This window comes from Hymenobacter profundi, from assembly GCF_019334315.1.
GTDB classification, from domain to species: domain Bacteria; phylum Bacteroidota; class Bacteroidia; order Cytophagales; family Hymenobacteraceae; genus Hymenobacter; species Hymenobacter profundi.
Window position 1 is genome coordinate 1 of record NZ_JAHWGL010000023.1, and the last position, 26115, is coordinate 26115.

Annotated in this window: 18 protein-coding genes; 6 read left to right on the top strand and 12 right to left on the bottom strand. The window is 58.4% G+C overall.

Annotated features, from left to right (window positions below; all coding sequences use genetic code 11):
• Positions 1–167: 167 nt before the first annotated feature.
• The 8 genes from KYK14_RS08060 to KYK14_RS08095 form a co-directional block, all read right to left on the bottom strand.
• The gene (locus KYK14_RS08060) at positions 168–1262 is read right to left on the bottom strand and encodes a FecCD family ABC transporter permease (RefSeq protein WP_219158352.1); all 1095 of its coding nucleotides are present in this window, start codon (positions 1260–1262) and stop codon (positions 168–170) included.
• A gap of 100 nt (positions 1263–1362) precedes the next feature.
• On the bottom strand, positions 1363–2193 hold the full coding sequence (locus tag KYK14_RS08065; RefSeq protein ID WP_219158353.1) for a heme/hemin ABC transporter substrate-binding protein: 831 nt from the start codon (positions 2191–2193) through the stop codon (positions 1363–1365).
• Positions 2194–2291: 98 nt separating this feature from the next.
• Positions 2292–2927, bottom strand: coding sequence for an HmuY family protein (locus KYK14_RS08070; RefSeq protein ID WP_219158355.1), 636 nt, complete (start codon positions 2925–2927; stop codon positions 2292–2294).
• A 48-nt stretch (positions 2928–2975) separates the two neighbouring features.
• Positions 2976–5108, bottom strand: coding sequence for a TonB-dependent receptor plug domain-containing protein (locus KYK14_RS08075; protein ID WP_219158357.1), 2133 nt, complete (start codon positions 5106–5108; stop codon positions 2976–2978).
• Between the two features lie 243 nt (positions 5109–5351).
• Positions 5352–6026, bottom strand: coding sequence for an LEA type 2 family protein (locus KYK14_RS08080; RefSeq protein WP_219158359.1), 675 nt, complete (start codon positions 6024–6026; stop codon positions 5352–5354).
• Between the two features lie 243 nt (positions 6027–6269).
• Entirely contained in the window at positions 6270–8012 is a 1743-nt protein-coding gene (locus KYK14_RS08085) for a M3 family oligoendopeptidase (protein ID WP_219158361.1), read from the bottom strand.
• Between the two features lie 92 nt (positions 8013–8104).
• On the bottom strand, positions 8105–8743 hold the full coding sequence (locus KYK14_RS08090; RefSeq protein ID WP_219158363.1) for an NUDIX hydrolase: 639 nt from the start codon (positions 8741–8743) through the stop codon (positions 8105–8107).
• A 31-nt stretch (positions 8744–8774) separates the two neighbouring features.
• Positions 8775–9887, bottom strand: a complete 1113-nt coding sequence (locus tag KYK14_RS08095; RefSeq protein ID WP_219158365.1) for a ferredoxin--NADP reductase — start codon at positions 9885–9887, stop codon at positions 8775–8777.
• 203 nt (positions 9888–10090) lie between these two features.
• On the opposite strand from KYK14_RS08095, the gene KYK14_RS08100 reads away from it, so the two are divergent.
• Complete coding sequence (locus tag KYK14_RS08100) at positions 10091–10786, top strand: peptidoglycan DD-metalloendopeptidase family protein (RefSeq protein WP_219158367.1); 696 nt, start codon at positions 10091–10093, stop codon at positions 10784–10786.
• Between the two features lie 159 nt (positions 10787–10945).
• On the opposite strand, the gene KYK14_RS22435 is transcribed toward KYK14_RS08100, so the two are convergent.
• A complete protein-coding gene (locus KYK14_RS22435; protein ID WP_185280572.1) occupies positions 10946–12163 on the bottom strand; it encodes an ABC transporter permease in 1218 nt (405 codons plus the stop codon).
• A gap of 50 nt (positions 12164–12213) precedes the next feature.
• Here KYK14_RS22435 and KYK14_RS08110 point away from each other — a divergent pair, with 50 nt between their 5' ends.
• From KYK14_RS08110 to KYK14_RS08120, 3 genes are all read left to right on the top strand, one after another.
• Positions 12214–13434 (top strand): exo-beta-N-acetylmuramidase NamZ family protein, encoded by a 1221-nt coding sequence (locus KYK14_RS08110; protein ID WP_219158369.1) that lies wholly within the window; start codon positions 12214–12216, stop codon positions 13432–13434.
• 95 nt (positions 13435–13529) lie between these two features.
• Positions 13530–14477 carry a methionyl-tRNA formyltransferase gene (gene fmt / locus KYK14_RS08115; RefSeq protein WP_219158371.1) on the top strand — a complete coding sequence of 316 codons (948 nt, stop codon included), beginning with the start codon at positions 13530–13532 and terminating at the stop codon, positions 14475–14477.
• A gap of 140 nt (positions 14478–14617) precedes the next feature.
• The gene (locus tag KYK14_RS08120; protein ID WP_219158374.1) at positions 14618–15103 is read left to right on the top strand and encodes a dihydrofolate reductase; all 486 of its coding nucleotides are present in this window, start codon (positions 14618–14620) and stop codon (positions 15101–15103) included.
• A gap of 155 nt (positions 15104–15258) precedes the next feature.
• Here KYK14_RS08120 and porU2 read toward each other — a convergent pair whose 3' ends face one another.
• Both porU2 and KYK14_RS08130 read right to left on the bottom strand, forming a co-directional pair.
• Positions 15259–19794, bottom strand: coding sequence for a putative type IX secretion system sortase PorU2 (gene porU2 / locus KYK14_RS08125; protein WP_219158376.1), 4536 nt, complete (start codon positions 19792–19794; stop codon positions 15259–15261).
• A 44-nt stretch (positions 19795–19838) separates the two neighbouring features.
• The gene (locus KYK14_RS08130) at positions 19839–20942 is read right to left on the bottom strand and encodes a putative type IX sorting system protein PorV2 (RefSeq protein WP_208307088.1); all 1104 of its coding nucleotides are present in this window, start codon (positions 20940–20942) and stop codon (positions 19839–19841) included.
• A 305-nt stretch (positions 20943–21247) separates the two neighbouring features.
• Here KYK14_RS08130 and KYK14_RS08135 point away from each other — a divergent pair, with 305 nt between their 5' ends.
• Both KYK14_RS08135 and KYK14_RS08140 read left to right on the top strand, forming a co-directional pair.
• Complete coding sequence (locus KYK14_RS08135; protein WP_185280578.1) at positions 21248–21601, top strand: PadR family transcriptional regulator; 354 nt, start codon at positions 21248–21250, stop codon at positions 21599–21601.
• 51 nt (positions 21602–21652) lie between these two features.
• Positions 21653–24346 carry a GIN domain-containing protein gene (locus tag KYK14_RS08140; RefSeq protein ID WP_219158378.1) on the top strand — a complete coding sequence of 898 codons (2694 nt, stop codon included), beginning with the start codon at positions 21653–21655 and terminating at the stop codon, positions 24344–24346.
• 332 nt (positions 24347–24678) lie between these two features.
• Here KYK14_RS08140 and KYK14_RS08145 read toward each other — a convergent pair whose 3' ends face one another.
• Complete coding sequence (locus KYK14_RS08145; protein WP_219158380.1) at positions 24679–26094, bottom strand: CCA tRNA nucleotidyltransferase; 1416 nt, start codon at positions 26092–26094, stop codon at positions 24679–24681.
• Positions 26095–26115: the final 21 nt, after the last annotated feature.

Sequence of the window (26115 nt, forward strand, 5' to 3'; positions counted from 1 at the left end):
AACACTTGTATATTATAATGATTACCAATCAGTAACAGGACGTTATTTTTACTAACTAGTGCACGATGTAGAGACGCATATTTGCGTCTCGTCGTCCGCGCCGCATGGCCGAAATCGTTCAACGACGAGACGCAAGTAGGCGTCTCTACATCGTGCAACAACCAATGCTAAAACAGCCGGCGCTTTTCGCGAAGCAGAATCACAATGAAAGCCGGCGTGCCGAGCAGGGCCGTTAGGATACCGATGGGCAGCTCGGTGGGAGCCGCTACGGTGCGCGCCAGCGTATCGGCCAGCGTGAGTACCGCCGCGCCGCCCAGCGCCGAGCCCAGCAGCACACCCCGGTGATCGGGGCCGGCCACCAAGCGGACCAAGTGCGGCACCACCAGTCCCAGAAAACCAATGGCACCCGCCACCGCCACCGACGTACCCACGGCCAGGGTGCTGAGCACGATGAGCTGACGCTTGAGCGAAGCTACTGGCAGGCCCAAGTGGGCGGCCGGGCCTTCGCCCAATGCCAGCAGGTTCAGCTGTTTGCCTAAGCGGGGCAGCCACAGCAACGGCACCACCAGAAAAGGTAGGATACTCAGGATAATCGGCCACGAGGCGCCACCCAGGCTACCCAGCCCCCAAAACGTGATGCTGCGCAGTTGAGCATCGGTGGCCACATAGGTGAGCAGGCCGGTGAGGGCGCCCGCCAACGCGTTGATGGCAATGCCCGCCAGCAGCATAGTGCTGACCACGGCCCTACCCCCTTCCTTCGAGAGCTGATATACAACCAGCGTGGTGCCACACGCGCCCACAAACGCCGCTACCGGCAGCAGATACAGCCCCAGCCACTCGCCTGCTGTCTGAAACAGTGTGGCTTGCAGCACAATGGTAGCCACCGCTGCCAACGACGCCCCCGCCGACACGCCAATTAGCCCCGGATCGGCCAGGGGGTTGCGGAACAGGCCTTGCATAGCCGCTCCTGCCAATCCCAGGCTAGCGCCTACCAGCACACCCAAACAAGCCCGCGGCAGCCGGATAGCCCACAGCACAGCCTCTTGTTGCGGCTCAAAACCAAGCGTTGTCGACATGCCCAGCTTCGCCAGGAAGATACCGAGCAGCGCCGTTGGGGCAATGCGCATGGCTCCGGCTCCTACACTTATTACCACAGCCGCTACCAGTAGCACCGCCGCGGCTAGCAGCATCAATCGGCGGCGGGTAGCCGTGCTGGTGCGGGTAGGCACGGTAGATACAGACGGAGCAGTGCGGGTAGGCATAGGAAAGGGCAGTAAGTGGAGTTGTTCTGGTGTGGGCCTCACCCCGGCCCCCTCTTCGGAGAGGAGCCGGGGGGTGAGGCCCACACCAGAACAATGGCATCTATTTCGTCAAACGAGCCAGTTCGGCGGCAGCCTGGCCCAGGCGCGGCCCGAAGCCCGTGAGCAATTGGCCGTCCATCTCGATGATGTGGCCGGTGCGGCCGGCGGTGGTTTGGGCCACGCCGGGCACTTGCAGCAGACCCGCTTTGCCGCCCAGGCTCTCCAGGCCACTATCGAACAGCAGCAGGTAGTCGGGATTGGCGGCCACCAGGGCTTCGGCAGTGAGGGGCTTGAAGTCAGAGAAGCCAACGGCCGCATTTTGCCCACCGGCCAGCTGAATCACCTTTTCCACCGAGGTGCCCTGCCCGGCCACCATCATGGTGCCTGTACCGCGGGCGTACACAAACAGCACTTTGGGCGCTTTCGTGGGCTTTTGCACCTTCGTGAGGTCGGCGTCGAGCTTTTTGGTGAGAGCCGGCACTTGGGCCGTGGCGCCTAATAGAGAGGCGACCTCTTGCACCAGCTTCTTCGTGCCGGCCACCGAATACTCCTGCTTGAATAGCTGCACCGACACCCCCGCCGAGCGCAATTGCGCGGCTACTTCCGGCTTTATCGACTCCGTAGTACCCAGTACCAGGGTAGGGCGCAAGGCCAGCACACCTTCGGCCGAGATGCTGCGCGTGTGCCCTACCTTGGGCAATGTAGCCAGCGTGGCGGGGTAGGTGCTGGTCACGTCCACGCCCACCAAATCGGCTTGGTGGCCCAGGTCGCACACCATTTCGCTGATGGTGCCGCTCAGCGACACGATACGGGCGGGCGCGGCGGCCTGCCCCGGTTTGGTAGCGGCCAGCAGCAGCAGTAAGAGGAGCAGCTTCAAGATTTGCTTGGGCATAAAGGGTAGGGCTGATTGGTTGATGATTGAGTTGTGCCGGCACCAGGCAGGTAGGGTTAGCGCTCCATATCGCCGCGCCTACCCACCTAGACCGGACTTTATTTCAGGTTGCGCGAGCCGTCGGGCTGGTACATATGGCGGAAGGTATAGCAGCCGCTGGGGCTGGCAGCGGTAGGCGTGGCGGGCGCGTCTTTGTAGTAGCTTACCACTTCCATCTTGGCATATTTGCCATCGGCAGTTTGCAGCATGATGACTTTGCCAGCAATGGGCGTAATAAGGTGCGTGGTAGGGTTGTAGCTGTACCAGCCATTGCCCGAGCCCGTCGGAATGGCCTTGCCGGTGTTGGTATCCTGCTTGTACCCCGTGGCGGGCGCTTCAGAGAGTTCCGTAAACAGCCCATTCACCACCTGAGCGCTACCCTTGCCGGGGCCACTGGTGCCACCGTTTACCAGAATAGTGGTACTGCGCACGGCAATGTCCCACTTCGTGGAAGCCGAGTCGGTGTAGGACACTTCTTTGCCAGTAGCCAGACTGTAGAAGGCATAGTGCTTGGGCGTGGCGGGCTGGCCGGTGCTGGTAGTACCACCAGCGGCAGGCATTAAGTTGCTGGCGGTTTTCACTTCCAGCGCAGGCGCCACGGCATTGGTATCGTCTGAGTCGTCGGAGCAGGCGGCCAGGCTCAGGGTAGCCGTGGTCAGGGTCAACAGGGCAAAACGGGAGAATAGAGCATTCATCAGAAAGCAGGGTATAGTGATTAGGAAAGAGAAATCGTTGAGATGCCGCTACTTCGCCCCAATGGCCACCACCAGGCTGGCATAGTACTGGCGGCCCGGCAGCGTACTGATGTTGGCCGGATCGGTGAAGTTGAGGACGTTGTCGAGGCCGGCCTGCACGGTGTAGCGCTGGCGCAGGGTTTTGCTGGCAGCCACGTTCCAGACCCAATAGCCGGTCACATACTCGTTGGCGGCGTCCAGTAGTTGGTTGCCGTTGCGGTCCTGCAAGCCGTAGCGCCCCCGGTAGATGCCGCGCAAGCTGGCCGAGTAGCCGCGCCGCATGTCCTGATAAAACAGCTTCACGTTGCCGGAGTGGCGCGAGCGGTTATACAGGCCGCCGTAGTCGCCCACAGGCACTCGCTCGGTGGCGAGGGTAGTCGGGTCGCGGCGGTAGACTTCGCCGGCTTTCAGGCGTTCTACTACGTCTTTGTCCTTGGCAATCAGGTACTGATAACCACCGCTCAGCGTGAGGCCGGGCAGCAGTGGGTAGCTGGCTTCCGCCTCCGCGCCGTGGGTATAGGCCCGGCTCACGTTGCGGTAAGAAAACACCGATTGTCCGTTGTTTTTTTGCGCCACGGCCGCCGTTTCAATCAGGTTTTCAAGGTCGTTGTGAAAGAAGTTCACCGTTAGGTTCAGCTTCTTGCCCGGCGTGAGCTGCACGCCCACATTGTATGCGCGGGAGCTTTCGGCCGTAAGGCCGCTGGCTTGGTCGAGCAGCGTTTGGTTGATGAGCAGTTCGCCCGTAGCCGCGTCGCGGGCAATCTGGTTTTGCTGCGCCAGCTGCGCCACCCTCTCCCCTACCTGGTGCGTGCCAAACACGCTATACCCTACCACCGGATTGGAAAAGTTGAGGTAGAGCTGCCGAAAATCCGGCGCCCGAAAGCCCCTACCCGCCGAGCCGCGTACCGCCAGCCACGGCCGCACCTGGTAGCGTCCCGAAAGCTTGGGGCTGAGCTGCCCCTGGTATTGGCTGTGCCCATCGTAGCGGGCACCGGCCACCAGGTTCAGGCCCGGCACCGGCGACCAGTCGTCCTGCACGTAGCCGTAGCCCGAGCGCATCCGTTGGCGCTGGTCGTAGCGGGTGGCTTCCACGGTTTCTGTGAGAAAGCCGCCGCCTACCGTAAGCAGGTGGCGCGGGTGCAGTTGCCAGTCGAGCTGCACCTCGGGACGGGTGAAGGTCTGGTGGAAATAGCTGGCGTCGTAGGGCGCGCCGGTGGCCGTGTAGGTGTAGTCTTCGCGGGTTCGGTAGCCGGCGTAGTAGAAGCGCGCCGTGCCAAAGAGCTTGTCGGAGAATGTGTGGGTCAGCACCGGATTCACGCTGTAATCCGTTTGCCGGCCCGCACTACGCACGTCGGCCGTAGCACCGTCTTCGCCCGTCACGGGCATGGTGCTTCGCTGATTTTCAAGAAAATACCTTCCCGATACACTCAGGTTCGTGCGCTCCCCTACCTTGTAGGTGAGGCGCGACTGGCCTGTGTAGCTGGCAAAGGGCGGCACCGTGGCCGTGCCGCTTGCGGGTTGCAGGGTATAGCCTTGGGAGCTGTAGCGGTTGCCGAAAACCGTAAGGCCCAGCCGCTCGCCTTTGGTATTGAACGTACCGCTCAAATCGGCGGTCTGGTTGGAGCCGTAGCGTAGGCGCACGTCGCCGCGGGTGCCGGGCTGGGGCTTTTGGGTGATGATGTTGACCACACCCGCCAGTGCCTCCGAGCCCCACAGCGCCGAGGCCGGCCCTTTCACTACCTCTATCCGCTCGATGTTGCCCACCGCCAGCCGCGACAACTCCAGCGTGCCGGCCGTGCGACCAATCAACGGCTCACCGTCTACCAGAATCAGCGTGTACTCGGGGTTCAGGCCTTGTAGCTGCACGCCCCGGCCGTGGTCGGCCACTAGGGTTAGGCCGGTTTGCTCGCCCAGCACATCGTTGAGGCGCAACGAGCCCATAGCCTGAATCTGGGCCTTGCCTACCACTGTCACCGGAATCGGCACTTCGGTCAGGGACTTTTCGGTGCGGGTGGCTGTCACCACTACCTCATCCAAGGTGCGCCCCCGGAGCCGGGCCGTGTCTGCTGGTGCTACCGGCCGCTGGGCCAACGTGGCCAGTGGGGTAATCAGCAAAAGCAGACAAAGACGAGCGCAGGGCATAAAGAAAGAAGCAATTGCGAATGCGGGTTGGATTCTCGGGACTATTCCGCCGAATAGCCCCGATGGTCACCAAACCACTGTTTAGAAATATTCTAAACAGTGATGCAAAAGTATGCTTCAAAATTTCAGATGCAAGCCTTATTTAGATTTTATTTAAATAAACAAGTATCCAATACATACAAAAGCCGGCCCGAAAGATCGAGCCGGCTAGGTAGTGCAGCGTAGCCTACAAGAGTGCTACGGCTACGGGCGTGTGTTTAACGAATCACGCTTCTCTATGGCGTCAATCAATTGACTAGCAGTAAATTCCTTACTCAGATTGATGTAGCCTGCAGGTGTAATACGGCGGCCATTATTGGTAACGAAAGTAGGGCGCACGCGCATGGTCAGACGTACGGGCTGACGGTCGCGGTCTGCAAAGCCCAGCACTAGGTCGGCCAGAGCTTCACCCGACTCCTCCCTCAGGGCCTCGCGCAAATTACTTTCCACCGTGATGGGTGCCAGGGTAGTGCCACCGTTGGGCGCTACCTCAATCCGCTGCGTAGAGCGGCCTTTGGCTACCTGCTTACCGTCGATGAGGGCAATGTAATCCAGCTCATTCAGGGCAGCCATCTCAGCATTCGGATTGCGGATTTCCAGATTCACTAGCATGCGCAGGGGCAGGTTGCCGGCGGCATAGGCAGCGGCCAGACGGGCCTTGTCCACAGTGCTCAGGTCACTGAGCTGCCGGATCTGCATGATGTCGATGCCGGCCACGGTGGCTTGCTGCACCGATGCCAGGCGAATCTGGGCATTCTCGAATGCTTTGGCTTGCTGCACCTGTTCGGAGATGCCACAACCAGTGAAATGCAGAAGTAGAAGCAGGCCCAGGCCAGCCAGCAGGAAACGGTATTTGGTGGAGTGAGGTAGGGGCAGCATACAGGAGGAGAACAGGTGAGAGTTGACTAGCTATACCTGCTTCGGTTGGCGTGGGTTACTCTTCAGTTGTTTATCAGTTGCTTGGCGAAGGCTTCCACGACTATTACCTTCTACCTCTTTATCTACCCAGGAATACCTGCCAGATGCTGCGCCGGTTTGCAGAGTAGCCAGCAAGTCGCCTAAAAACACGCAACGCCCACCTTTCGCAGGTGGGCGTTGGAACAAACAGCAGTTTGTAAGTGGTTACAGCTTCGCCATTTCCTCGCGCACGAAGTCAGCCAGACTACGCAGATACTCTGTGCTGAAATCGAAACGAATACCGGCAGCCTCGTAGATTTCTCCAATGGGCGCGGTGTAGCCGAGCGCCAGAGCGCGCTTGTACGCATCCAGGCCTTGCTGCGCGTCCTGGCGGTAGTTGCGCCACACGGCAATGGCGCCCAGCTGGGCCATGGCGTACTCAATGTAGTAGAACGGCACTTCGTAGAGGTGCAGCTGCTTCTGCCAGAGGTAGGGCTTGTAGTCATCCAGGCCCTTCCAGCTCACGGTGCGCTGGTTGAACTCATCGAATATCTCCGTCCAGCGCTGGTGCCGCTCGGCCACGGTGTGCTGGGGGTGCTCGTACACCCAGTGCTGAAACTTGTCGATGGTAGCTACCCAGGGGAAGGTTTCCAGCACGCCTTCGAGGTGGGTACGCTTGGCGCGCCGTAGCTCGTCGGGGTTCGGGAAAAACTCGTCCCAATAGTCCATGCTCATCAGCTCCATGCTCATGGAAGCCAACTCGGCCACTTCGGATGGCGGGTGCTTGTCGGCGGAGAGGGGTAGGCGGCGTGTGAGGAAGGAGTGCACGGCGTGGCCGCCCTCGTGCAAGAGCGTCACCACATCGCGTAGGGACGCGGTGGCATTCATAAAGATGAACGGCACGCCGGTTTCGTCCAGCGGGTAGTTATAGCCGCCCGGCGCCTTGCCCTTGCGCGACTCCAAATCGAGGTGGCCCATCTGGCGCATGGTGCGCAGACACTCACCCAGGAAAGGGTCGAGGCGCTGGAACACGGTGATGGTTTTTTCCAGCAGTTCTTCGCCCGTTTCAAACGGCCGCAGCGGCGCTTTGCCGGAAGTATCCACGTCCAAGTCCCAGGGACGCAGCTCGGCTAGTCCCAGGTCCTGACGGCGCTCCAGGTCGAGGTCGTCGATGAAGGGCACCACGGTTTCGCGGATGGCGCGGTGGAAGTCGAAGCAGTCCTCAGCGGTGTAGTCGAAGCGACCCAGCGCGGCAAACATGTAGTCGCGGAAGTTGGCAAAACCGGCGTTGCGGGCCATCTGGTCGCGCAGGGTCACCAGCTCCGTGAAGAGTTGGTCGAGGGCCTGGGCATCCTGCAAGCGTCGCTCTTGAATGGCGCGGTAGGCGGTTTCGCGCACCGAACGGTCGGTGTTTTTGAGATTATCGGCGGCGCGGGGTAGGGTCACTTCCTTGCCGTCCAGCGTGACCGTCATGGCCCCTACCGTGGCCGCGTACTGCTGCTGCTTGGTGCTGATTTCGGTTTTCAGCGGAATGTTCTCGGCGCGGTAAATATCCAGCGCCTGCCGCACCGAGCGGATGAATACGCGGTAGCGGTCTTGGTCCAGCTCCGGCAGGTAGGGCGAGGACATGAGCTTTTCGTTGAGGGCGTGGTCGTAGGGCGCGGCCTGCGGCTCCACCTCATTCACGAAAAACTGAAACGCCTCGGCCCGCTCCTGGCTCTGCGTGTCCGATGTCATGCGGATGTAGCGCCACGCCAAGTCCTCACTCAGCACCGATTCCAGCTCCGAGCGGTCGAGCAACCAATTTTCCAGCTCGCCTGCCGAGTCGATGGTTCGGTCACGCAGCTCTTCAAAATAGGCCTGCAAAGAGGCCCAATCGGTTACCACAAACGACTCGGGCAAGTAGCGACGCGCAGGACGCTGCATATCAGTAGCCAGCTCAGTAGCCGACGCGGGAGCAAGATTCATATAATTCGGCATCTATCGTTTTTAGGGAGGGAAGCGGCCTGGCAAGGTTGTGTGAGGCCAATACTACGTAACCGCGGGCAGGGGCTGTAGGTTTAGTCGCAGAGCGTGGGCTTATCGGGTTGGCGGGCAAACTCAAACAGCGTAGCCAGCTGCGACCTGGTAATACGGTCGGTGGATAGGTCAAGGTTGTCCAGCTCAGCTTCGCGTACCCAACGGGCCCCTATGGTTTCCACGTTATCGTTGCCCAGCTCGCCGCCTACCACCTCACACAAAATACAACATTTGTAAACGTACCAGGGTTGCGGCGGGTGTGGGTGCTGCTTCTTGTCGAACAAAGCCAACAGGCGCACGGCGCGCACGTGCAGGCCGGTTTCCTCTTCGGCTTCTTTTTCGGCTACTTCGAAGGGCGTCAGGCCCACGTCAGCCCAGCCGCCGGGTAGGGTCCAGCGGTTGTGGTCCATTTTTTCCTGCACCATCAGCACCTCGTCGGCACCCCGGAATACGACTGTTCGCACGTCTACCTTGGGGGTTTGGTAGCCGGTTTCGGAGGTGAAAAAGGCGGTTACTTTTTCCAATGGTTCTTCCGTCAGCCCGGCCACCATCTGCACGCTCAGCGCCCTGATTTCGGCGTACCGCTCTAAGTCGAAAGGGCTACCTTTTGAATATTCCAGACCCGTTTGCGCCAGCGCCTGCAAGCGCTGGGCAACGGTCAGCCACGTGGTTGTATCCATAGTGGAAGGTAGGCAAATGCTAGCTCGACTGCTAATCTATTTCGATGACGACATCCTTGGTGAGCGGGTGCGCCACGCACACCAACACGTAGCCTTTTTCCATTTCGGAGTCTGATAGCCCTTCGCGCTCATCCAGGTGTACCTTGCCGCTCAGGCACTTACCACGGCAGGCGGTGCACAGGCCCGCCTGGCAAGAGTAGGGCAGGTCGATATCCAGGTCGAGGGCCGCTTCCAGAATGGTTTGGTCGGGCGCTACGTCGAACTGGTACTCGCTGCCTTCGTACTGCACGGTCACTTTGCGGGTAGCCGAGGCGTCGTCATCATCGGCCGTCGATACGTCGCCGTGGCCGTTGGGCTGAGCAGCGGCGGTTTCGGCCGAGTCGGCAGCCGCCACGAAACTCTCGCGGTGAATCTGCGCGGCCGGTACGCCCAGTAGGTCCAGAGCGGCGCGAGCTTCGGTCATCATACCCTCCGGGCCGCACATGTAATACTCTGCCGACTGCACTGAGGCACTGGTGTGGCGCTGCTCCAGAATACGCAGCAGCATGGTGCGGTTGAGGCGACCAATATACTTGTGCGGCTGCCCGCTGGCGGGCGTGTGCGGCTGACTGTACACGTGCTCCACCTGCAAGCGCCCACCCGACTGCGCCTCTAGCTGGGCCAGCTGCTGCCGGAAAATCACCGATTCTTCGGTGCGGTTGCCGTACACGAGCAGCACCCGGCTCTGGGGTTCTTCGCGTAGCACGGCTTTCAGGATGCTCATCAGCGGGGTGATGCCACTGCCGGCCCCAACGAGTACCAGCGAGCGAGTCACGCCGGGGTTGGGTTGCAGGGTGAAGTTGCCCAGCGGCGCCATGGCCTCTACTTGCTGCCCTACCCGCACCGTGTCTAGGAGGTAGTTGCTGACCAGGCCACCGGCCACCCGCTTCACCGTGACGGCTAGGCGCGGGGCCTCGCCGGGGGTGCTGCTGAGCGAGTAGGCCCGGCGCTCTTTCTTGCCGCCGGGGCCGCAGGGCAGAATCAGGGTCAGGAACTGGCCGGGCTGACTGGCAATGGGCTGGCGGTCGGGGCTTTCGAGGTAGATGGTAACGGCGTCGGGCGCTTCCTGGGTGAGGTCAACGACGTTCAGCGTGAGGTAAGACATGCTGGTAAACTTAGAAACTGGGAATTCGATATAGCACTGGTGGCGTGGGCCAACCGTTTGGGGGGCACAAAGTACGGGATTCCCCGGCGGATGGCGTAGCTTCTGTTGGTATTTACGTGCTTTGCGGACCGCTGGTACTGTATTCGTCCTTTAAGTTCAGCTTCTTTCTTCTTACCTGCTTTCAACATTCAACTTCCTACCCTATGCCTTCTCCCCTTGCCGAGCTGTTGGAGCGTCACCAACACGAGTTTGGGCCGGTACTCCCCGTCGACCTGAGCGCACCCGATGTGGCCCGCCTCGATTTCACGGCTGCCAATCCACTTTTAACTGATACCAACCTACGCGATACGGATGCGTTTTCGGACCTAGTAGCGCGTCTGCTGGCTGCCCAACAGGCTGATATTGGGGTAGGCGGCTACCTCGAAAACCGCGTGATTTACCGCCGCAGCCCTACCCTCTTCGCCGACGACAGCGCTCCGGCCCGCTCCCTGCACCTAGGCGTGGATGTGTGGCTGCGCGCCGGTACGCCCGTATTGGCGCCGCTCGATGCCGTAGTGCACAGCCTGGCCGACAATGCCAACTTTGGCGACTACGGTCCTACCATCATTCTGCAACACCAGCTCGAAGACACAGTTTTCTACACCCTCTACGGCCACCTCACTCGCCGCGAAACGGCCCTGCTGCGCCCCGGCATGACCATCGCGCAAGGCACCACCTTTGCCGAGGTAGGCCCTCCGCCCGAAAACGGCGACTGGCCCCCACACCTGCACTTTCAGGTAATAGCCGACATGCAAGGCCGCCAAGGAGACTTTCCCGGCGTGGCCGCGCCGGCAGAGCGTGACCAGTGGGCTGCGCTTTGCCCCGATCCCAACCTGGTTTTGCAAAGCCAATGGCTGTAAGTTTGGTTGGAGAGGGGGTAGGGAAGTCGATTGAGTTCCTGGATTGATGACGGACCCCTAACCCATTTAAAGCTGGCACCTTGCCTTTATTCTGACAAAAAGGGTCAGCCGCTGAATGCATTCAGCGGCTGACCCTTTTTGTCAGAATAAAGACTTACACTAATCAAATTTGATGGCTGTAACCGGCCGAATCCGCGAGATAAGGTAGGTAGGCACCAGCACGGCCAGCAGCGAGGCCAAGAAGGTGGCCACGTTCAGCACCACAATGATAAACAGGTCCCAGTGAATCGGCACACGGTCCATATAGTAGTTCTCGGGGTCGAGGGGGATGACGTGGAAAAAGTACTGCACCGCGCAGAATCCCAGCCCAATCACGTTGCCCCACAGCATGCCACGCACCGTGAGGCTCAGGCCGCGGAAGAAAAACATGCTCCGAATCTGGTTGTCGGTGGCCCCAATGGCCTTCAGCACCCCAATCATGTTGGTGCGCTCCAGAATCATGATGAAGATGGTGGCAATCATATTGAACGTTGCCACTACAATAATGAGTACCAGGAAGATAACCACGTTGCGGTTGAGCAGCTTCAGCCAGTCAAATAGTTGCTGATACTGCTCCGTAATTTTGTCGAGCTTTAGGTCGTAAGGTAGCTGCTCGTACATATTGTCGGCCACCGGGTTGAGCTGCTGGAAGTCGCGCAGCACCACTTCCATACCGCCCACCAGCGAATCGGGCCAGGCGCGCAGGTCGCGGATCTGCCGAATATCGCCAATAACATACACCTCGTCGAACTCGTCGAGGCCGGTTTGGTAGATACCGCTGACCTTGAAGCGCCGGATGCGGGGCGGGTTCTGGATGAAGTAAAACAGTGCCTCGTCGCCTACCTTCAGGCGCAGCTTGTCGGCCACCTTGCGCGAGAGCAGCACGTCGTCGCTGGCAGCCGTGTCGGGAAACGTCAGGAACTTGCCGGCCACCAGGTTCTGGCGCATAGGCGAGCTACCGGCCTGCGGCTCGTCGATGCCCTTGAGCACCACGCCCAGCACCTCATCGCGGGTTTTAATGATGGCCGTTTTGATGGCAAACGGCTGCACAGTTTTCACCTGCGGAAACGTACGCAGCTCCTGCGTCAGCCGCTGCCCGTTGATGGGCGCCACCTCCAGGGAGTTGTTGGTATCGTACTTGGTGATTTGCAGGTGCGCCCCGAACGAGAAAATCTTATTCTGAATTTCGTTGCGGAAGCCTTCCAGGATGGCAAACGACACAATCATCACCGCCAAGCCCATGGCAATGCTGATAATGGCTATTTTTGTCACCGACGAGGTAAAAGAACCTGAGTCGGCCCCATCAATCTTGTGGGATATGTACTGCGAGACGTTCACTGCCGTAAAGCTACGCGTCTGCGGGCAGTTTTCTAGCCCCTTTTCTTGTCATGACAGTTTCCTTTCTTCCCGGCCTGCTGAGCCTCGCCCTACTCGCCACCGATTGCAGCCGCACCGCCCCGCCCGCAACGGTCACTCCGCCTACCCCGCCGGCGCCTGCTAGCGCAGCCCCTGTGGCTCCCGCGTTGCAGGTAGGCGCGGCGCAGTTCAGCCGCTACCTGCCCCAGCTGAAAGGTAAACGCGTGGGTTTGGTGGTCAATCAAACTTCGCGCGTGGGCCAGGCCTACCTCGTAGATACGCTGCTGGCGCAGGGGGTAGGCGTGAAAACGATTTTCGCGCCCGAGCACGGTTTCCGGGGAGAGGCGGCCGACGGTGCCACCATCAAGGATGGCAAAGATGCCCGCAGCGGCCTGCCGGTGCGCAGCCTCTACGGCGCCACCAAAAAGCCTACCCCCGAGATGCTGCAAGACTTGGATGTGTTGATTTTCGACATCCAAGACGTGGGCACGCGCTTCTACACCTTCATCAGCACGCTGCACTATGTGATGGAAGCCGCCGCCGAGCAGGGTAAGGAAGTGGTAGTGCTGGACCGCCCCAACCCCAATGGCTGGTACGTGGATGGCCCCGTGCTGGACCCGGCGCTCAAGTCCTTCGTCGGCCTCGACCCGCTACCCATCGTGCACGGCCTCACGGTAGGCGAGCTGGCCCAGATGCTGAATGGCGAGAATTGGCTGGCTGGCGGCGTACAGTGCAAGCTTACGGTGGTGCCGGTGGCGGGCTACACCCACGCCACGCGCTACGAGCTACCGGTGCGTCCCTCCCCCAACCTACCCACCGCGCAGAGCGTAGCCCTCTACCCCTCGCTGTGTCTTTTTGAGGGCACCGATGTGAGCGTAGGCCGCGGCACCAACACGCCATTCGAGATTTTGGGTAGTCCCAAACAACCCGCCTCGCGACCCTTCACGTTTGTGCCTACCCCCAACCCTGGCTCCACCGATCCACCGCAAAAAGGTCAGACCTGCCGCGGTGTGAACCTGCACGATGCGAAGGTAGAAGGCTTCACGCTTCGCTACCTGCTTGATTTCTACCAGCAAAGCACCGCCAAAGACCAGTTTTTCAACAAAGGCTTCGAGCGGCTGGCTGGCACCAAGGAGCTGCGCCCGCAAATTATTGCTGGCAAAACCGAGGCAGAAATTCGCAAATCGTGGGAGCCGGGGCTAAGCCAGTACAAGCAACTGCGCAAAAAGTATTTGCTGTATCCTGAATCGTAGGGGCGCCTTGCAGGCGCCCGTCGTCCGCGCTGCATCATAGCCCCTTTCAAACCTTTTGTTCAACGATGGGTGCGTGCAACGCGCCCCTACCCTGTATGCTTCGAATTATTTTCATGGGCACGCCCGATTTTGCGGTGCCTACATTAGAAACACTGCTTACCTGGCCCGGCTGCGAAGTGGTAGCCGTGATAACGGCGCCCGACAAACCCGCCGGACGTGGCCGACAGCTCCAGGAGTCGGCCGTGAAGCAAGCGGCGGTGGCGCACGGCGTGCCGGTGCTACAACCCACCAACCTGAAGTCGCCGGCGTTTCAGGAGGAGCTGCGCAGCTACGCCGCCGATTTGCAGGTGGTCGTAGCGTTTCGGATGCTGCCCGAGGCCGTGTGGGCCATGCCTCGTTTGGGTTCTTTGAACATTCATGCTTCGCTCCTACCTCAGTACCGGGGCGCGGCGCCCATCAACTGGGCACTTATTGAGGGCGAAACCCAAACCGGCGTCACGTCCTTTTTCCTGCAACACGAAATTGACACCGGCGACCTGATTTTGCAGGATGTGGTCGACATTAAGCCCGAGGACGACTTCGGCTCGCTCTACGAAAAGCTGAAAGTAGCTGGGGCGGCGCTGGCCCTACGTACGGTGCAGGCCGTAGCAGCCGGCAACGTACCCACCACGCCCCAATCACACAGCCCTACCCTACGCACAGCTCCCAAAATCAGCAAGGAAACCGGCCGACTAGATTTCCAGCAGCCCGCGCTGGCGTTGGTGAACCGCATTCGCGGCCTGTCGCCCTTCCCCACAGCTTTCACGCAGTTGCCCGACGGACGCACGCTAAAAATCTTCCGCGCCCGCGTGGTGACGCCCGAGGAGGCCATCACGCCCCAACCCGCCGTACCCGGTTCCTGGGCCACCGATGGCCGCACCTACCTGCGCATTGCCACTACGGCTGGCATGCTCGACCTACTTGACGTGCAACTGGAGGGTAAAAAACGCATGCCCATACAGGACTTTCTGCGTGGGTTTAACAGTGAACTGTTGAAGTCGTGAAGTTCTGTCATCCTGAGCTTGCGAAGGATCTTCTCACGAAAGAACAGCAGGCGTAAGAATGACTCGTTCTGCGAGCATAAGGTCCTTCGCAAGCTTAGGATGACACGCGTATTTTGTTCACCACTTCACCACCTTACCTCATGATAGCCCTCATCGTAGCCGTAGCCGAAAACGGCGTTATCGGCCAAGAAAATACCTTACCCTGGCACCTGCCCAACGACCTCAAGCATTTCAAGCAACTCACTTCAGGTCACCCCATTGTAATGGGCCGTCGCACGTTTGAGTCGATCGGCAAGCCCTTGCCCAACCGGCAAAACATCGTGGTGACGCGGCAAACCGACTGGCAGCCCACAGGCTGCGAAATGGCCAATTCCGTACCCGCCGCAGTGGAGTTAGCCCAGACCTTCGACGAGGATATTTTTATCATTGGCGGAGCTGAAATCTACCGCCAAGCCCTACCCACCGCCGACACTATTTTCCTCACGGAGGTACACCAAACCGTGGAGGGCGACGCCCTTTTCCCCGACCTCAACCGCACCGAATGGCAGGAAGAAACCCGCGAGCGGCACGAGCCCGACCTCAAGCACGCCTTCCCCTACAGCTTTGTGACGTTGCGGAGGAGGTAGGGAGTGGCTGAATGAATAAAAGTAGCCTGTCATCCTGAGCGGAGCGAAGGACCTTATGCCAGTTGAACGATTATCGTACTAACGACTCGTTCTACCGTGAGAAGGTCCTTCGCAAGCTCAGGATGACAGGCTACTTTTATTCATTCAGTCACTCGCTACCGCAACAGCACGATTTTACCCCAGTCTTTCTTGAAGGCTTTGTCGCCGGCGGTGGTGCGGTGCTGGAAGTCTTTGTTGGGGTCGTCGAGTACCACGCGGTAGAGGTAGGTGCCGTTGGCAAGCCGGTCGCCGAACTCATCGGTGCCATCCCAGGAGTAGTCGGAGATGTTGTTGCCGATGCGCAACGGGCCCAGCTCGGCCATCATGATTTCTCGCACTACCCTGCCCGTTAAGCTCAGAATCTGAATCTTCATGTTGCGCGGCACCTGCGCCCCTGTCAGCGTGAAGACAAACTTGGCCTTGCTGGTCATGGGGTTAGGGTAGGGATACACGTTGGTGATGGTCGATTCGTTGATAACCTCGAACGTCACGCGGTATTCCTGGCTGCCTGCCGCGCTACCGGAGGCGTCGCGGCCTTGCGCGATGAGCGTGTATTTACCATCGGCTAGCGCTGTGCTGGGGCGGTACTCAATGCGCGCCAGTCCCTTCGCCGAATCGGCCAGAAAGGCCACCGCCGATGAGTTCATATTAATTTCCGTGGCATTGCTTTCACCCGGCTTCACCAGAAACAGGCTGAAGTTGCTAGCTTCCTTCACCGGCCGTAGCAGGTTGTTGTTTTGCAGCTGCACCGTTACCACCGGTGAGGGCGATACGATGTCACCATTCAAGATGTGCTGCCCATCAAAGGCCACATCGAGGGTAGGCGGCGTGCTGCTATTGTTCACGTTGAAGCTTGGCAGTACCAGCTGGTTGTTGAAGTAGTACTGCTCGGGCAGCAGGCGGGGGTTTACGTTCACGGAGCCCGTCACGACGCCGGTAGCCAGGTTCACTACGTTGGCTGTCACGTCAATCTTAGCAGTTTCTCCGGCTTTCAGTACGCCTCCTTTGTATTCTACCAGCGTAGTGCTGGTACGGTTGGCAGCATCCCGCAGAGTAACCTCCGCCTTCAGCGGTGTACCAAAATCCGTAGTAGAAATATTCTGGAAGTATACCGGGAAGCTAAGCGTGCCGCTGGTAGCCTGCTTGGTGAGTGTGGCGGCTGTGTAGGCATCCGTGGCAGCCAAATCAGGGCGTATCACGCCTTCGGGCACGCCCTGGTACGTCACCAACAACTGTTTGAGCTGCGGTGCAGTGTGGTTAAGGGTATCGCGCAGTATCACTTGCAGTTGCAGGTAGGGATAGCGCGCAGCAGATACATCGGCCAGCGAGTGGGCGCGGCTAGTGACATCAGGATTCAGTACGGTGGTAGCACCTGTAGCATCTACGCCTAGCAGACGCAATGTGTAGCTGTCGTTTTCCTGCGTGCGTACGGTATGAAACAGAGTGGTCCACTGCTGCGCCGGCCCGATGAGGGTAGAAGTTACTACCCCACTACCGCCATCGGCCTCCGCGAAGCTCCAACGGCCATTGGGCGCCGCCACGGTTACGCGCTGCTGCGTGTTGCGCTCAAATTGCCCGTAATGGCTCTGCGACCAACCACCCGTAGTACCCGGAATCACCCGGAACGAGCTGGTAGCCCAGGCATTACTTTCTTCAGACTGTGGCGTTTGCAGGCGCAGGCGCCAGTACCACACCACACTGTCGCGCCCGGCAATGGTAGGCACAGTAGCTGCCCAACTGGCCAGCTGCCGCCCCGAAACCGTGTTGTTGCGCTGTACCAAGGGGCTGTTGAAGGTAGGTACCGTATCCAACTCCATATCAAACAGCCGTGGCTCGGCACTCAGCAGATTGCTCTGCCCCACCAGCCGCACCGCTCCCGAGGGCACAACAGCAAACTCTGTAGGCGTGAGGGCCGTAACGCCGCCGCGCAGGAAGTTGTACTTCAGCTGTGCTTCGTTATTGGTCTCATCCAGCTCATCTATCAGGGTGTTGCAATCGAGCTTTACAACAAACGTATTTTCGCCAAATACATCGCCTGTATTCGGAATGTCTACCGTGTAGGTGTTGTCGCGCTGGGTAGAGGTGAAGGAGAAGCTATACGCGTCGTCTTTGCGGCCAGAGGTAGCGGGGTACTTGCGCGTCACGCAAACGTCCACTTTCTCGGCACCGCATAGACTCCCTAGGTTGCCCGCATTAATAACGAGCTTAAACGACTCTGCCGAAGCTAGCACGGGCTGCCCGTTGGCTGCTGCGGGGATGTGCAGACTGTCGTTGGTGATGACCAGATCGGGCTTGGCGGGTGAGAATAGCCGTAGGGCTGGGTCGCCCTGCCAGATGGTGCACATCAGGTTGGACGCCGTAGAGAGGCTGTACTGCGCAATGGGTTGTAAGCGGCGCGCCACCTCGTTCCACACCCGCGCCACGGGCTTACCATACCAGGCCGGGTCGTTTAGCAACAGCTTATACATCAGCGTTTGGCTTTCGTCCAAGTCGTTGGAGAAGCCAAAACCCGATTCGCACATGAAACCTACAAAGCCCTTATCGGGGGCAAAGACCCAATTCTCGCACAGCGTGGCGTAAGGCACATAGGTATTGCCCGCCGCGCAGCCATTCACAAACATCACTGGGTATTTCCCCTTATTGTTGTAATTTTTGGTAGCATCGTAGACGTTACCTATATCTAAGTCTAGGGTCATAGGAGAGCCGTGGCCGAAGTAGGTAATCAGCGACAATCCCTTATTTAACTCATTGGAAATATTGATACCTACTGGAAATGAGCCAACAGTACCGAGCTCTGAACGGCGGTAGGTTTTCACTACCTGCCCACCAAAGCAAGGAGCTTCAATCAGCTTCTTATACTTATCAATGTATTGATTAAACTCTATATAATTTGCTGCATTCTCTCCACCCGAAAGGTTGAGCGCATTTTTCCGCCAGGGTTCTAACCCCAAGGCTTCGTGCTCTTTCAGCTTGTTCAGATAATTAACTGTCTGCTGTGAGGTGGAGGCGGAAATGCGCCCGGTAACCATGCCTGCTGTGTAATTATTATTGGGCCAGTCGGCAGTAAAGAATATATCGGAGGCGCTCCGCGTACTAGTAGGCACCTGCTCCAACCCAGGTATATTGCGTGGGTAGTTTCCGCTGATACCTTCGCCTACATGGTAGCCCTTACCCAGCAACAACAGATATTTCTCACGACTCTTATCTGTAAGCATCCACAGAGCAAACTGCCTTAATGCCAGCGCCGACTTCTCGCCGTAGTGGAACTGGTCGTAGAGCTGTTGGCTGGTCACCATCAACACATCATATTTACCACCAGCAGCCGATGCCCGGTAATCAGCATAAGCTTGAGCAGGATTGGCAATGCCACCCGCTGGCAACATCTGCGTAGGGCTAGTGATGATAATATAATTTGCCATAGTAGGCTGCAATGCCAGAAAATTGACACGTCGAGCCGGCAGTGTAGGCAATAAAGGTCTTTCTGTATCAGCCAAAAGCAGGCGCCGAGTGTTGGTAGCGCCAGCGGATGGAAAGTAGAAACCGCGCTTTGCTCCTGTGGCAGCAGTGCCCGTGATACGCTGTACAGCATATGGGTCCGTTACGTCATAGCCATACACACTGGCGGGAATACTATCAAGCACGTAGTAAGCAGGCGTATTTAGCGTAGAGTCGCTTTGGAAGTAGCGGCTTGCCCGGTTGGCAATCCAGCGTGCTGTTTGAGGATATGTTACTTTAAAATAGGCAATGCGTACAAAGTCGCGTTGTCCTGCAGCCGTATTTGTAGGCTTAATCTGTACGCGAATAGTACCATCAGGCCGCACATCGGCGGGTTGTAAGGTGTAGGATACCTTACGGTTGGCATAGTTATCAAACCGTTCGGTACCTAACAGCCGCCGGGTACCAGAGGGCTGCTCAACAGCTACTTCAATAATATGATTCGCCTTAGAACTGCCAACCAGCTGTGTTTCTAAACGCGCTCCATTTGCAAAACTCTGACGCTGCTCCGTCCCTATCGGGAAAGTATAACCATTTGTATTCATCTGTCCAGAGAAAAATCCCTCTCCAGGCTCAGCCCATGGTTGAAACAGATAGGCTATTTCATCTACGTCGGCGTAATTATATCCGTGCACCTGCAACTCCGGGCGCAACCAATACGGCGCAGCCGTACCCGGAGCTGCGGCCGCCGGCTGGACCATACGCTTCGCCTGGGATGCGCTGGACCATGTCAGGAAATAGGCGGCCGTATCGGTATAAAGGCTGTAATAAGGCTGAGCTTGGTCTTGAGCCTGCTTATACATACCACGGTCTAGCTTGGCGTCGTTGCCCTGCCCAAAGAACTCAATATAGGTGCTGGCATCTTGCGTGGTGGCGTTGCCGCCCACGTAGATAGCCACTTGCTGACCGCGCCGCCACAGCTGAAACTGACTGGGATTTACCCCATTAATGCCAGCTTGCGCGAGGTAGGCATTGTCGAGACGGTAAAGGCCGTCGCGCACGGTTTGTATCTTGTAGTACTGCTGTCCGGGCACAATCCATTCGTTGCCGTAGGCCCCGGATTGGGCTAGCAGCTGCTGAGCGCCCAGCAGAAACACCAACACCAGTAACAAGCGTTGCCACAGCCCACGTACCTTCCAAACGTATGCGTGTTTCATAGAAACCAGATAATCTATCATGTAGCTAAAAGTCGAAGTCGCGTTTATTTGAAGCCGTAGCCCAGCGACACGATAACAGAGTTGGTCTGGGAAGCGCTGCCACCCGTGTTTTCCACGGCCAGGCGCGAGAGGGCCAGATCGAGGCGCAGGCCGCTGAGGGCCACCCCTACCCCCAGGCTAGGCTGGGCGTGCCAGTCTTCCTGCGTGGTACTTTTGAAGGACTTGATCTTCTGAAAATTTCCTACCCCACCGCGCAGGTACACCAGGTTGCTGTACCCAATTTCAATACCCGCGCGCGGGTCGATGCTCACAGCGCTGGATGAAATCAGGGTGTTGCGCTGGCCATCTGTGGTCATTTCCAGGTCTAGGGCGGGTAGGGCCGTGAACTCACCTGGCAGCTTAATCAGGCGGGCGGCGCCCAGGATGAAACGGGGCAGCGTTACCTCAGGGCCGCCCTTGGGCATGGCCTCGCCGGGTACCAGCGTCTGCCGAAACTTATCCGCGTTGATAGACCAAGCGTTGTAGGTAGTGGTAATGTCGCGGGCCATCAGGCCCAGTTGCCAGCCGGCGTGATTGTACTGCACGCCCGCGTCGATACCAAAGCCCCAAGCATTGGCATAATCGCCCACATTGCGGTAGATGATCTTGGCATTCGCCCCTACCGACAAGCCCTCCACGCTCCCGATCTTGCGGGCGTAGGACAGCAGCATGGCGTAATCGGCAATGGAGAAGTAGGTAATGCGGCCGTAGTCAATCTGGCCGTACTCGTTCACCAGATTGCGCGTGTCGGCAATATCGTCTACCCCCAGCCGCACGAGGCTGGCGCCGATGGCGCTCTGCTCGTCGAGGGGCATGGAGAAAGCTGCGTAGTCGTTTTTGATGATGCCCGAGAACAGCTCGGAGTGCATGAGCACGGCGTCGTACTTATTTTTTTGCTGCGTGAGGCCGGCCGGATTCCAGTAGCCAGCGGTGGCATCGGAGGCTAGAGCCACCTGCACATTGCCCATACCCAGCGCCCGGCCACCCACGCCAAGATTCAGAAATTCGTTGCTGTATTTTGGCGTTGTGCTCTGAGCCTTAACAGTTTGCCCCAAGGCTAACCCAGACAATAACAACCCGAGAGTAGCGAAACGGGAGAAGTGCATCATAGTATCCTACTAGGGTAAAATGGCAAGCCGTGACCACGACCGAAACGCAAGTTACTTCATTCTTATGCGCTTTCGACAAAAACGACCAGCTGGCGTTTAGCACAAATCGGGCCGATGCATAGTGTTGTGCTTTCTTAACTGATAGTCAGAGCGTTTGGCAATTAATACACTGGGTATAGCTTCTCATTTCCGAACAAAAAAATCTTCTGAAATGACAACCAAAAATATATTTACACAGTACCTTGTGTTACATAGTACCTTCTGTTACCTTTGTCTCATTCTTCACCGATATCTGTCCTCAGCCCATGAAAGTAGAGAACACCCAAGTGCAGATGCGGAAGGGCATTCTGGAATTCTGCATCCTGGAAATCATTGCCCGCGGCGAGGTGTATGCCTCCGACATGTTGGAGGAGCTCACGCAAGCCCGCATGATTGTGGTGGAGGGCACCCTCTACCCGCTGCTCACCCGCCTCAAGAATGCCGCCCTTCTGGATTATACCTGGAAGGAATCGACGAGCGGGCCGCCCCGCAAGTACTACACGCTCACGCTGGCCGGGCAGGAGTTTCTGCACCAGCTACGCCTGACCTGGGAGGAAGTAGAGGAGTCCATTCGGATTATCCGCTCTCACTCGCCTACCCCCTCCTCCGACGCGGCCTAGCCCGCCTCCCTCTCCCCACTCCCTTTCACTTGAACTAGTTGCAGCACTGAGATGAAAAAGAACATCAGCATCAACCTTCAGGGCATCATCTTCCACATCGAGGAAGATGGATACGAAGTCCTTGGCCGCTACCTGGCCGAGGTGAAAGCCCACTTCTCTGGCTACCGCGGACACGAGGAAATCGTGGCCGACATTGAGAGCCGCATTGCCGAGCTGTTTGTATCGCGGCTTTCGCCCAGCAAGCAGATTATTTCGCTGGAAGACGTGGAGCAGATGGTAGCGAAGATGGGCCGCGTACGCGATTTTCAGGCCGCCGATGAGGCCGAGGAAGACGAAGAAATTCTGGCCTCGGCCGTGGCCAGCGGCACCGCCGAAGGCTTCTACACCGGCACTACAGGCAGCAGCACAAACAGCGCCAGCGGCCGGGCCTACACCGGCAGCACAAAAAATGCCGCTGACCCTGGCAATACCACCGCCGCTACCGACGAACCCCGCCGCCTCTCCCGCGACATGGCCAACCGCAAGGTGGCTGGGGTAGCCGCCGGCCTGGGCCGCTACTTCACCGTCAACCCGCTGTGGTTCCGGCTGGCGTTTGTAGGGGTGTTGCTCGCTGGTCCTGTTCTCGACGATATCAGCTGGCTGGATGAGTTGGGCGAAAAACTATCGGCTTTCTCTGTAATTGCCTACATAGTGCTCTGGATTGCACTGCCCAAGCGCTACGATAATGTGCTGAGCGATGAAGACCCCAACTTCCGCAAGCTCTACCGCGACGTTGACAGCGGTAAAATCGGCGGCGTGTCGGCTGGTTTGGCGGCCTACTTCCGTACCGATGTTGTCTTGATTCGGGTGTTGTTGCTGGCAGGCCTTTTCGTGGGAGGATTCACGTTCATCCTCTACATCATTCTGTGGATTCTGGTACCGGAGGCCAAAACGGCCTCCGACCGTCTTCGGATGCGTGGCGATGCCGTGACGCTCTCTGCCTTAGACAGCAACCTGCGTGCTTCGGAAGAAGGTGCAGTTACGCCCGGTAGCCGTCCTATCGGTACGTTCATTGAAGGCGCCGGCCGCAATCTGCGTCCTGCTGTGGGCTTTGTGGGCACCTTAATTCGGGTAGTAGCTGGGGCACTGCTAGTAATAACTGGGTTTGGCTTTTTGCTGGCCTTCACCATTGCACTGGGCGTGGGTCTGGGCGTGTTGCCCGAGTCGCAAGGCTTCATCCATACCGGTCCATTTCCTCCCTACCTGTTCACCAATAGCGTGCCTTCGTGGGCGTTGCTGGCTTTCTATGCCGCCGGGGCCATTCCGGTGTTGGCCATGTTCCTGCTGGGCTTGGGGCTGATTTTGCGCCGGCCTGTTCTGAGCCGCATTGCAGGCCTTTCCCTACTAGGGCTGTGGTTACTGAGCGTGGTAGGGGCCAGCGCAGCCGGTGTGCGCATTAGCCGCGACTTCCAGATGGAAGGCGAGGTGACGCAGACCGAGCGTTTCCCTACCCTCACGGCCTCTACCATTTTGCTGGATAACCATACCACGCACAACGACGGCCATAAATGGGTGGATCTGAACCTGACAGAAGCCGACAGCGGGCAAGTGGTGGAACTGGTGAAGTACCTCTCGGCGCGCGGCGCTACGGAGCAGGAAGCCATTCGTACGGCCAGCACCTCTATCCGCTACACCGCTCGCGCCACCGACAACGCCACGCTGGTACTCGATGATTTCTTCACGTTTCAACCCGATGCCCGCTTCCGCGACCAGGACCTGGACGTGACGCTGCGCCTACCCCAAAACAAGCGCTACCGCCTGAGCAAAGAGTTTGCGAACCGTCTGGACAGCGAAAACTTCGTGAACAACGAAAAGCCTGAAAACGCGGACACACACACCTACGAACTCATTGGCACCCAACTGCACTGCCTTGAGTGTGCTGATTCTGATTTCACCAATGATGACGAGCAGGACACCGATGAGAATGACGGCATAGACGTGCGCGTCAACGAATCCGAAGGTGGTGTTCGTATCAATACTGATACCGATGAAAACGGCAATGTGAAAGTGAACATTGACATCCCGAAGGCAGATTTTCCAACCGATTTCAGTTCCTACGGCGACGGCCGCCGCACGTATTCCTTCACCGATTTCCACACCATTCAAGCCAACGGCGCCTACCGGGTATTGGTGCGCCAGGGTAGCGAGTTTAAGATAGAAGCAGCCGGCGAAGACCGCGACCTGCGCGATTTGCAGGTGTCAACCAGCGGCGACGAACTCTTGATTCGGCACCAACAGCGCGGGTTCTGGTCGAATTGGAAGGGCAACCGCAACCCCGTGCTGGTACGCGTGACAATGCCTACCCTAGATAAACTGGAGCTGAACGGTGCTTGCCAGGCCGATGTAGCCGGTTTCCGCGACGCACGCAATCTGAACGTGGAGCAAAACGGTGCCTGCGCCGCCACCCTCGACGTGAATGCAACGCGCCTGTCGCTGGACCTGAGCGGCGCTTGCCAAACCCACCTGCGCGGCCAAACCAACGACCTGGTCGTGGATGGCTCCGGCGCCTGTGAGATAGACGCCCTAGGCATGACCGCGCGCACTGCCGACTTTGACCTATCGGGGGCCAGCAACGCTAAAACCCGCGTGCAGGAACGCCTGAAAGTAGACCTCAGCGGCGCCAGCGAGGTGCAATATGCCGGCAACCCCAGCCGCATCTCCAAGGAAGTAAGCCGCGGCTCCTCCCTGGTTCCTATCCGCGAATAACTATCGCTCAGGCAACGCTTTGGCGGCTACCGCCATCTACCCTAGTACAATCCGTCAGTGGGTCGCTGGTTTGTGGTGAGTGAGCCCGTGACCCGAGAAAGTCCTTTCCCTACCCCGCTGCAACGGAAGGGCAAAGGGCTTTCTCTTTTTTGAATGGTGAAATAGTGAAGTTATGAATAGCAAGACTTCTGTCATCCTGAGCTTGCGAAGGACCTTCTCACGGTAGAACGACGGTCATAACAACGACTCGTTCCACTGGCAGAAGGTCCTTCGTCGCCGCTTGATGCGCGGAATGCTCAGGATGACAGACGTAATTTTTCACTCACCATCCCCTATTTCACCACTGCCAATCCTTTCTTCTCGCCAAGCTCCAGCAGCAGCGGAAAAGCTTCGTCATACTCGTTGCGTACGCGGCCGTCGAGGATGGCTTCCAGCACGGCTTCCTTCAGCTCGCCTACCTCGCGGCTTGGCTTCAGGCCGAAGGTTTCCATGATAATTTCGCCGGTGATGACGGGCTTGAAGTTACGCAAGTGGTCTTTCTCTTCTACCTCCTTCAGCTTTTCTTCTACTACATCGAAGTTGCGCAGGTAGCGCGCCACGCGCTGGTGGTCCTTACTAGTGATATCGGCGCGGCAGAGCTGCATGAGGCGGTCGATGTCGTCGCCGGCTTCGAACAGCAGGCGGCGCACGGCCGAGTCGGTCACGATTTCCTTTACCAGCGCAATGGGCCGCAGGTGCAGACGTACCAGTTTCTGCACCATGCGCATTTCTTCGCCTAGGGCCAGTTTCAGATCAGCAAAAATCTGCGGTACCCAACGGGCGCCTTTGTCCTCGTGGCCGTGGAAAGTCCAGCCTACGCGCTTATCGTAGCGCTTGGTAGCAGGTTTGGCGATGTCGTGCAGAATGGCGGCCCAGCGTAGCCACAGGTCGGCGCCGGTGGCCACCACATTGTCGAGCACCTGTAGGGTGTGGTAGAAGTTATCCTTGTGCGCATGTTGCCCTACCCTTTCCACGCCCTGCAATTGGGCCATCTTCGGAAAAATCAATTGCAGCAACCCACACTGAAACAATAGCTTAAAGCCATAGCTAGGCTTCTCGGCCAGGATAATCTTGTTCAGCTCGGTGGTGATGCGCTCCTGCGACACAATCTTGATGCGGTCCTTGTTGCGCGCAATGGCATCGTAGGTATCCGGCTCAATATCGAAATCGAGCTGGGTAGCAAACCGAATGGCGCGCAACATGCGCAGCGGGTCATCGGAGAACGTAATATCAGGGTCGAGGGGGGTACGGATGGTCTTGCGCTGGATGTCGCCCATACCATCGTAGCGGTCCACCAGCGCGCCAAAATCCGCCGGATTCAAACTGATGCCCAACGCGTTAATGGTGAAATCACGACGGGCCAGGTCTTCTTCCAGCGTGCCAGCTTCTACCTCCGGTTTGCGGCTCTCGGCACGGTAGCTTTCCTTGCGGGCGCCCACAAACTCCACCTCAATCTCGGGGGTAGGCAGCATGGCCGTACCGAAGTTCTTAAACACCGTGACGCGGGGCCGCCCGGGCAGCTTTCGGCCCACGGCCTGCGCCAGCCGGATGCCATCGCCCACGCACACCACGTCTACATCTTTGCTGGGCCGGGCCAACACCAAATCGCGCACGTAGCCCCCAATCACGTAGGCGGGGTAGTCCAACTCACCGGCGGCTTCGGCAATGGTATGAAACAGGGGAAGGTCGGGGAGCTGCGGCTTGTTCATGCCGCAAAGGTAGCAACGCCC

Bases quoted from the DNA above. Each gene is read 5' to 3' on its own strand.
- KYK14_RS08060 (WP_219158352.1), bottom strand. From the start codon at position 1,262: ATGCCTACCCGCACTGCTCCGTCTGTATCTACCGTGCCTACCCGCACC.
- KYK14_RS08065 (WP_219158353.1), bottom strand. From the start codon at position 2,193: ATGCCCAAGCAAATCTTGAAGCTGCTCCTCTTACTGCTGCTGCTGGCC.
- KYK14_RS08070 (WP_219158355.1), bottom strand. From the start codon at position 2,927: ATGAATGCTCTATTCTCCCGTTTTGCCCTGTTGACCCTGACCACGGCT.
- KYK14_RS08075 (WP_219158357.1), bottom strand. From the start codon at position 5,108: ATGCCCTGCGCTCGTCTTTGTCTGCTTTTGCTGATTACCCCACTGGCC.
- KYK14_RS08080 (WP_219158359.1), bottom strand. From the start codon at position 6,026: ATGCTGCCCCTACCTCACTCCACCAAATACCGTTTCCTGCTGGCTGGC.
- KYK14_RS08085 (WP_219158361.1), bottom strand. From the start codon at position 8,012: ATGAATCTTGCTCCCGCGTCGGCTACTGAGCTGGCTACTGATATGCAG.
- KYK14_RS08090 (WP_219158363.1), bottom strand. From the start codon at position 8,743: ATGGATACAACCACGTGGCTGACCGTTGCCCAGCGCTTGCAGGCGCTG.
- KYK14_RS08095 (WP_219158365.1), bottom strand. From the start codon at position 9,887: ATGTCTTACCTCACGCTGAACGTCGTTGACCTCACCCAGGAAGCGCCC.
- KYK14_RS08100 (WP_219158367.1), top strand. From the start codon at position 10,091: ATGCCTTCTCCCCTTGCCGAGCTGTTGGAGCGTCACCAACACGAGTTT.
- KYK14_RS08110 (WP_219158369.1), top strand. From the start codon at position 12,214: ATGACAGTTTCCTTTCTTCCCGGCCTGCTGAGCCTCGCCCTACTCGCC.
- fmt (WP_219158371.1), top strand. From the start codon at position 13,530: ATGCTTCGAATTATTTTCATGGGCACGCCCGATTTTGCGGTGCCTACA.
- KYK14_RS08120 (WP_219158374.1), top strand. From the start codon at position 14,618: ATGATAGCCCTCATCGTAGCCGTAGCCGAAAACGGCGTTATCGGCCAA.
- porU2 (WP_219158376.1), bottom strand. From the start codon at position 19,794: ATGAAACACGCATACGTTTGGAAGGTACGTGGGCTGTGGCAACGCTTG.
- KYK14_RS08130 (WP_208307088.1), bottom strand. From the start codon at position 20,942: ATGATGCACTTCTCCCGTTTCGCTACTCTCGGGTTGTTATTGTCTGGG.
- KYK14_RS08135 (WP_185280578.1), top strand. From the start codon at position 21,248: ATGAAAGTAGAGAACACCCAAGTGCAGATGCGGAAGGGCATTCTGGAA.
- KYK14_RS08140 (WP_219158378.1), top strand. From the start codon at position 21,653: ATGAAAAAGAACATCAGCATCAACCTTCAGGGCATCATCTTCCACATC.
- KYK14_RS08145 (WP_219158380.1), bottom strand. From the start codon at position 26,094: ATGAACAAGCCGCAGCTCCCCGACCTTCCCCTGTTTCATACCATTGCC.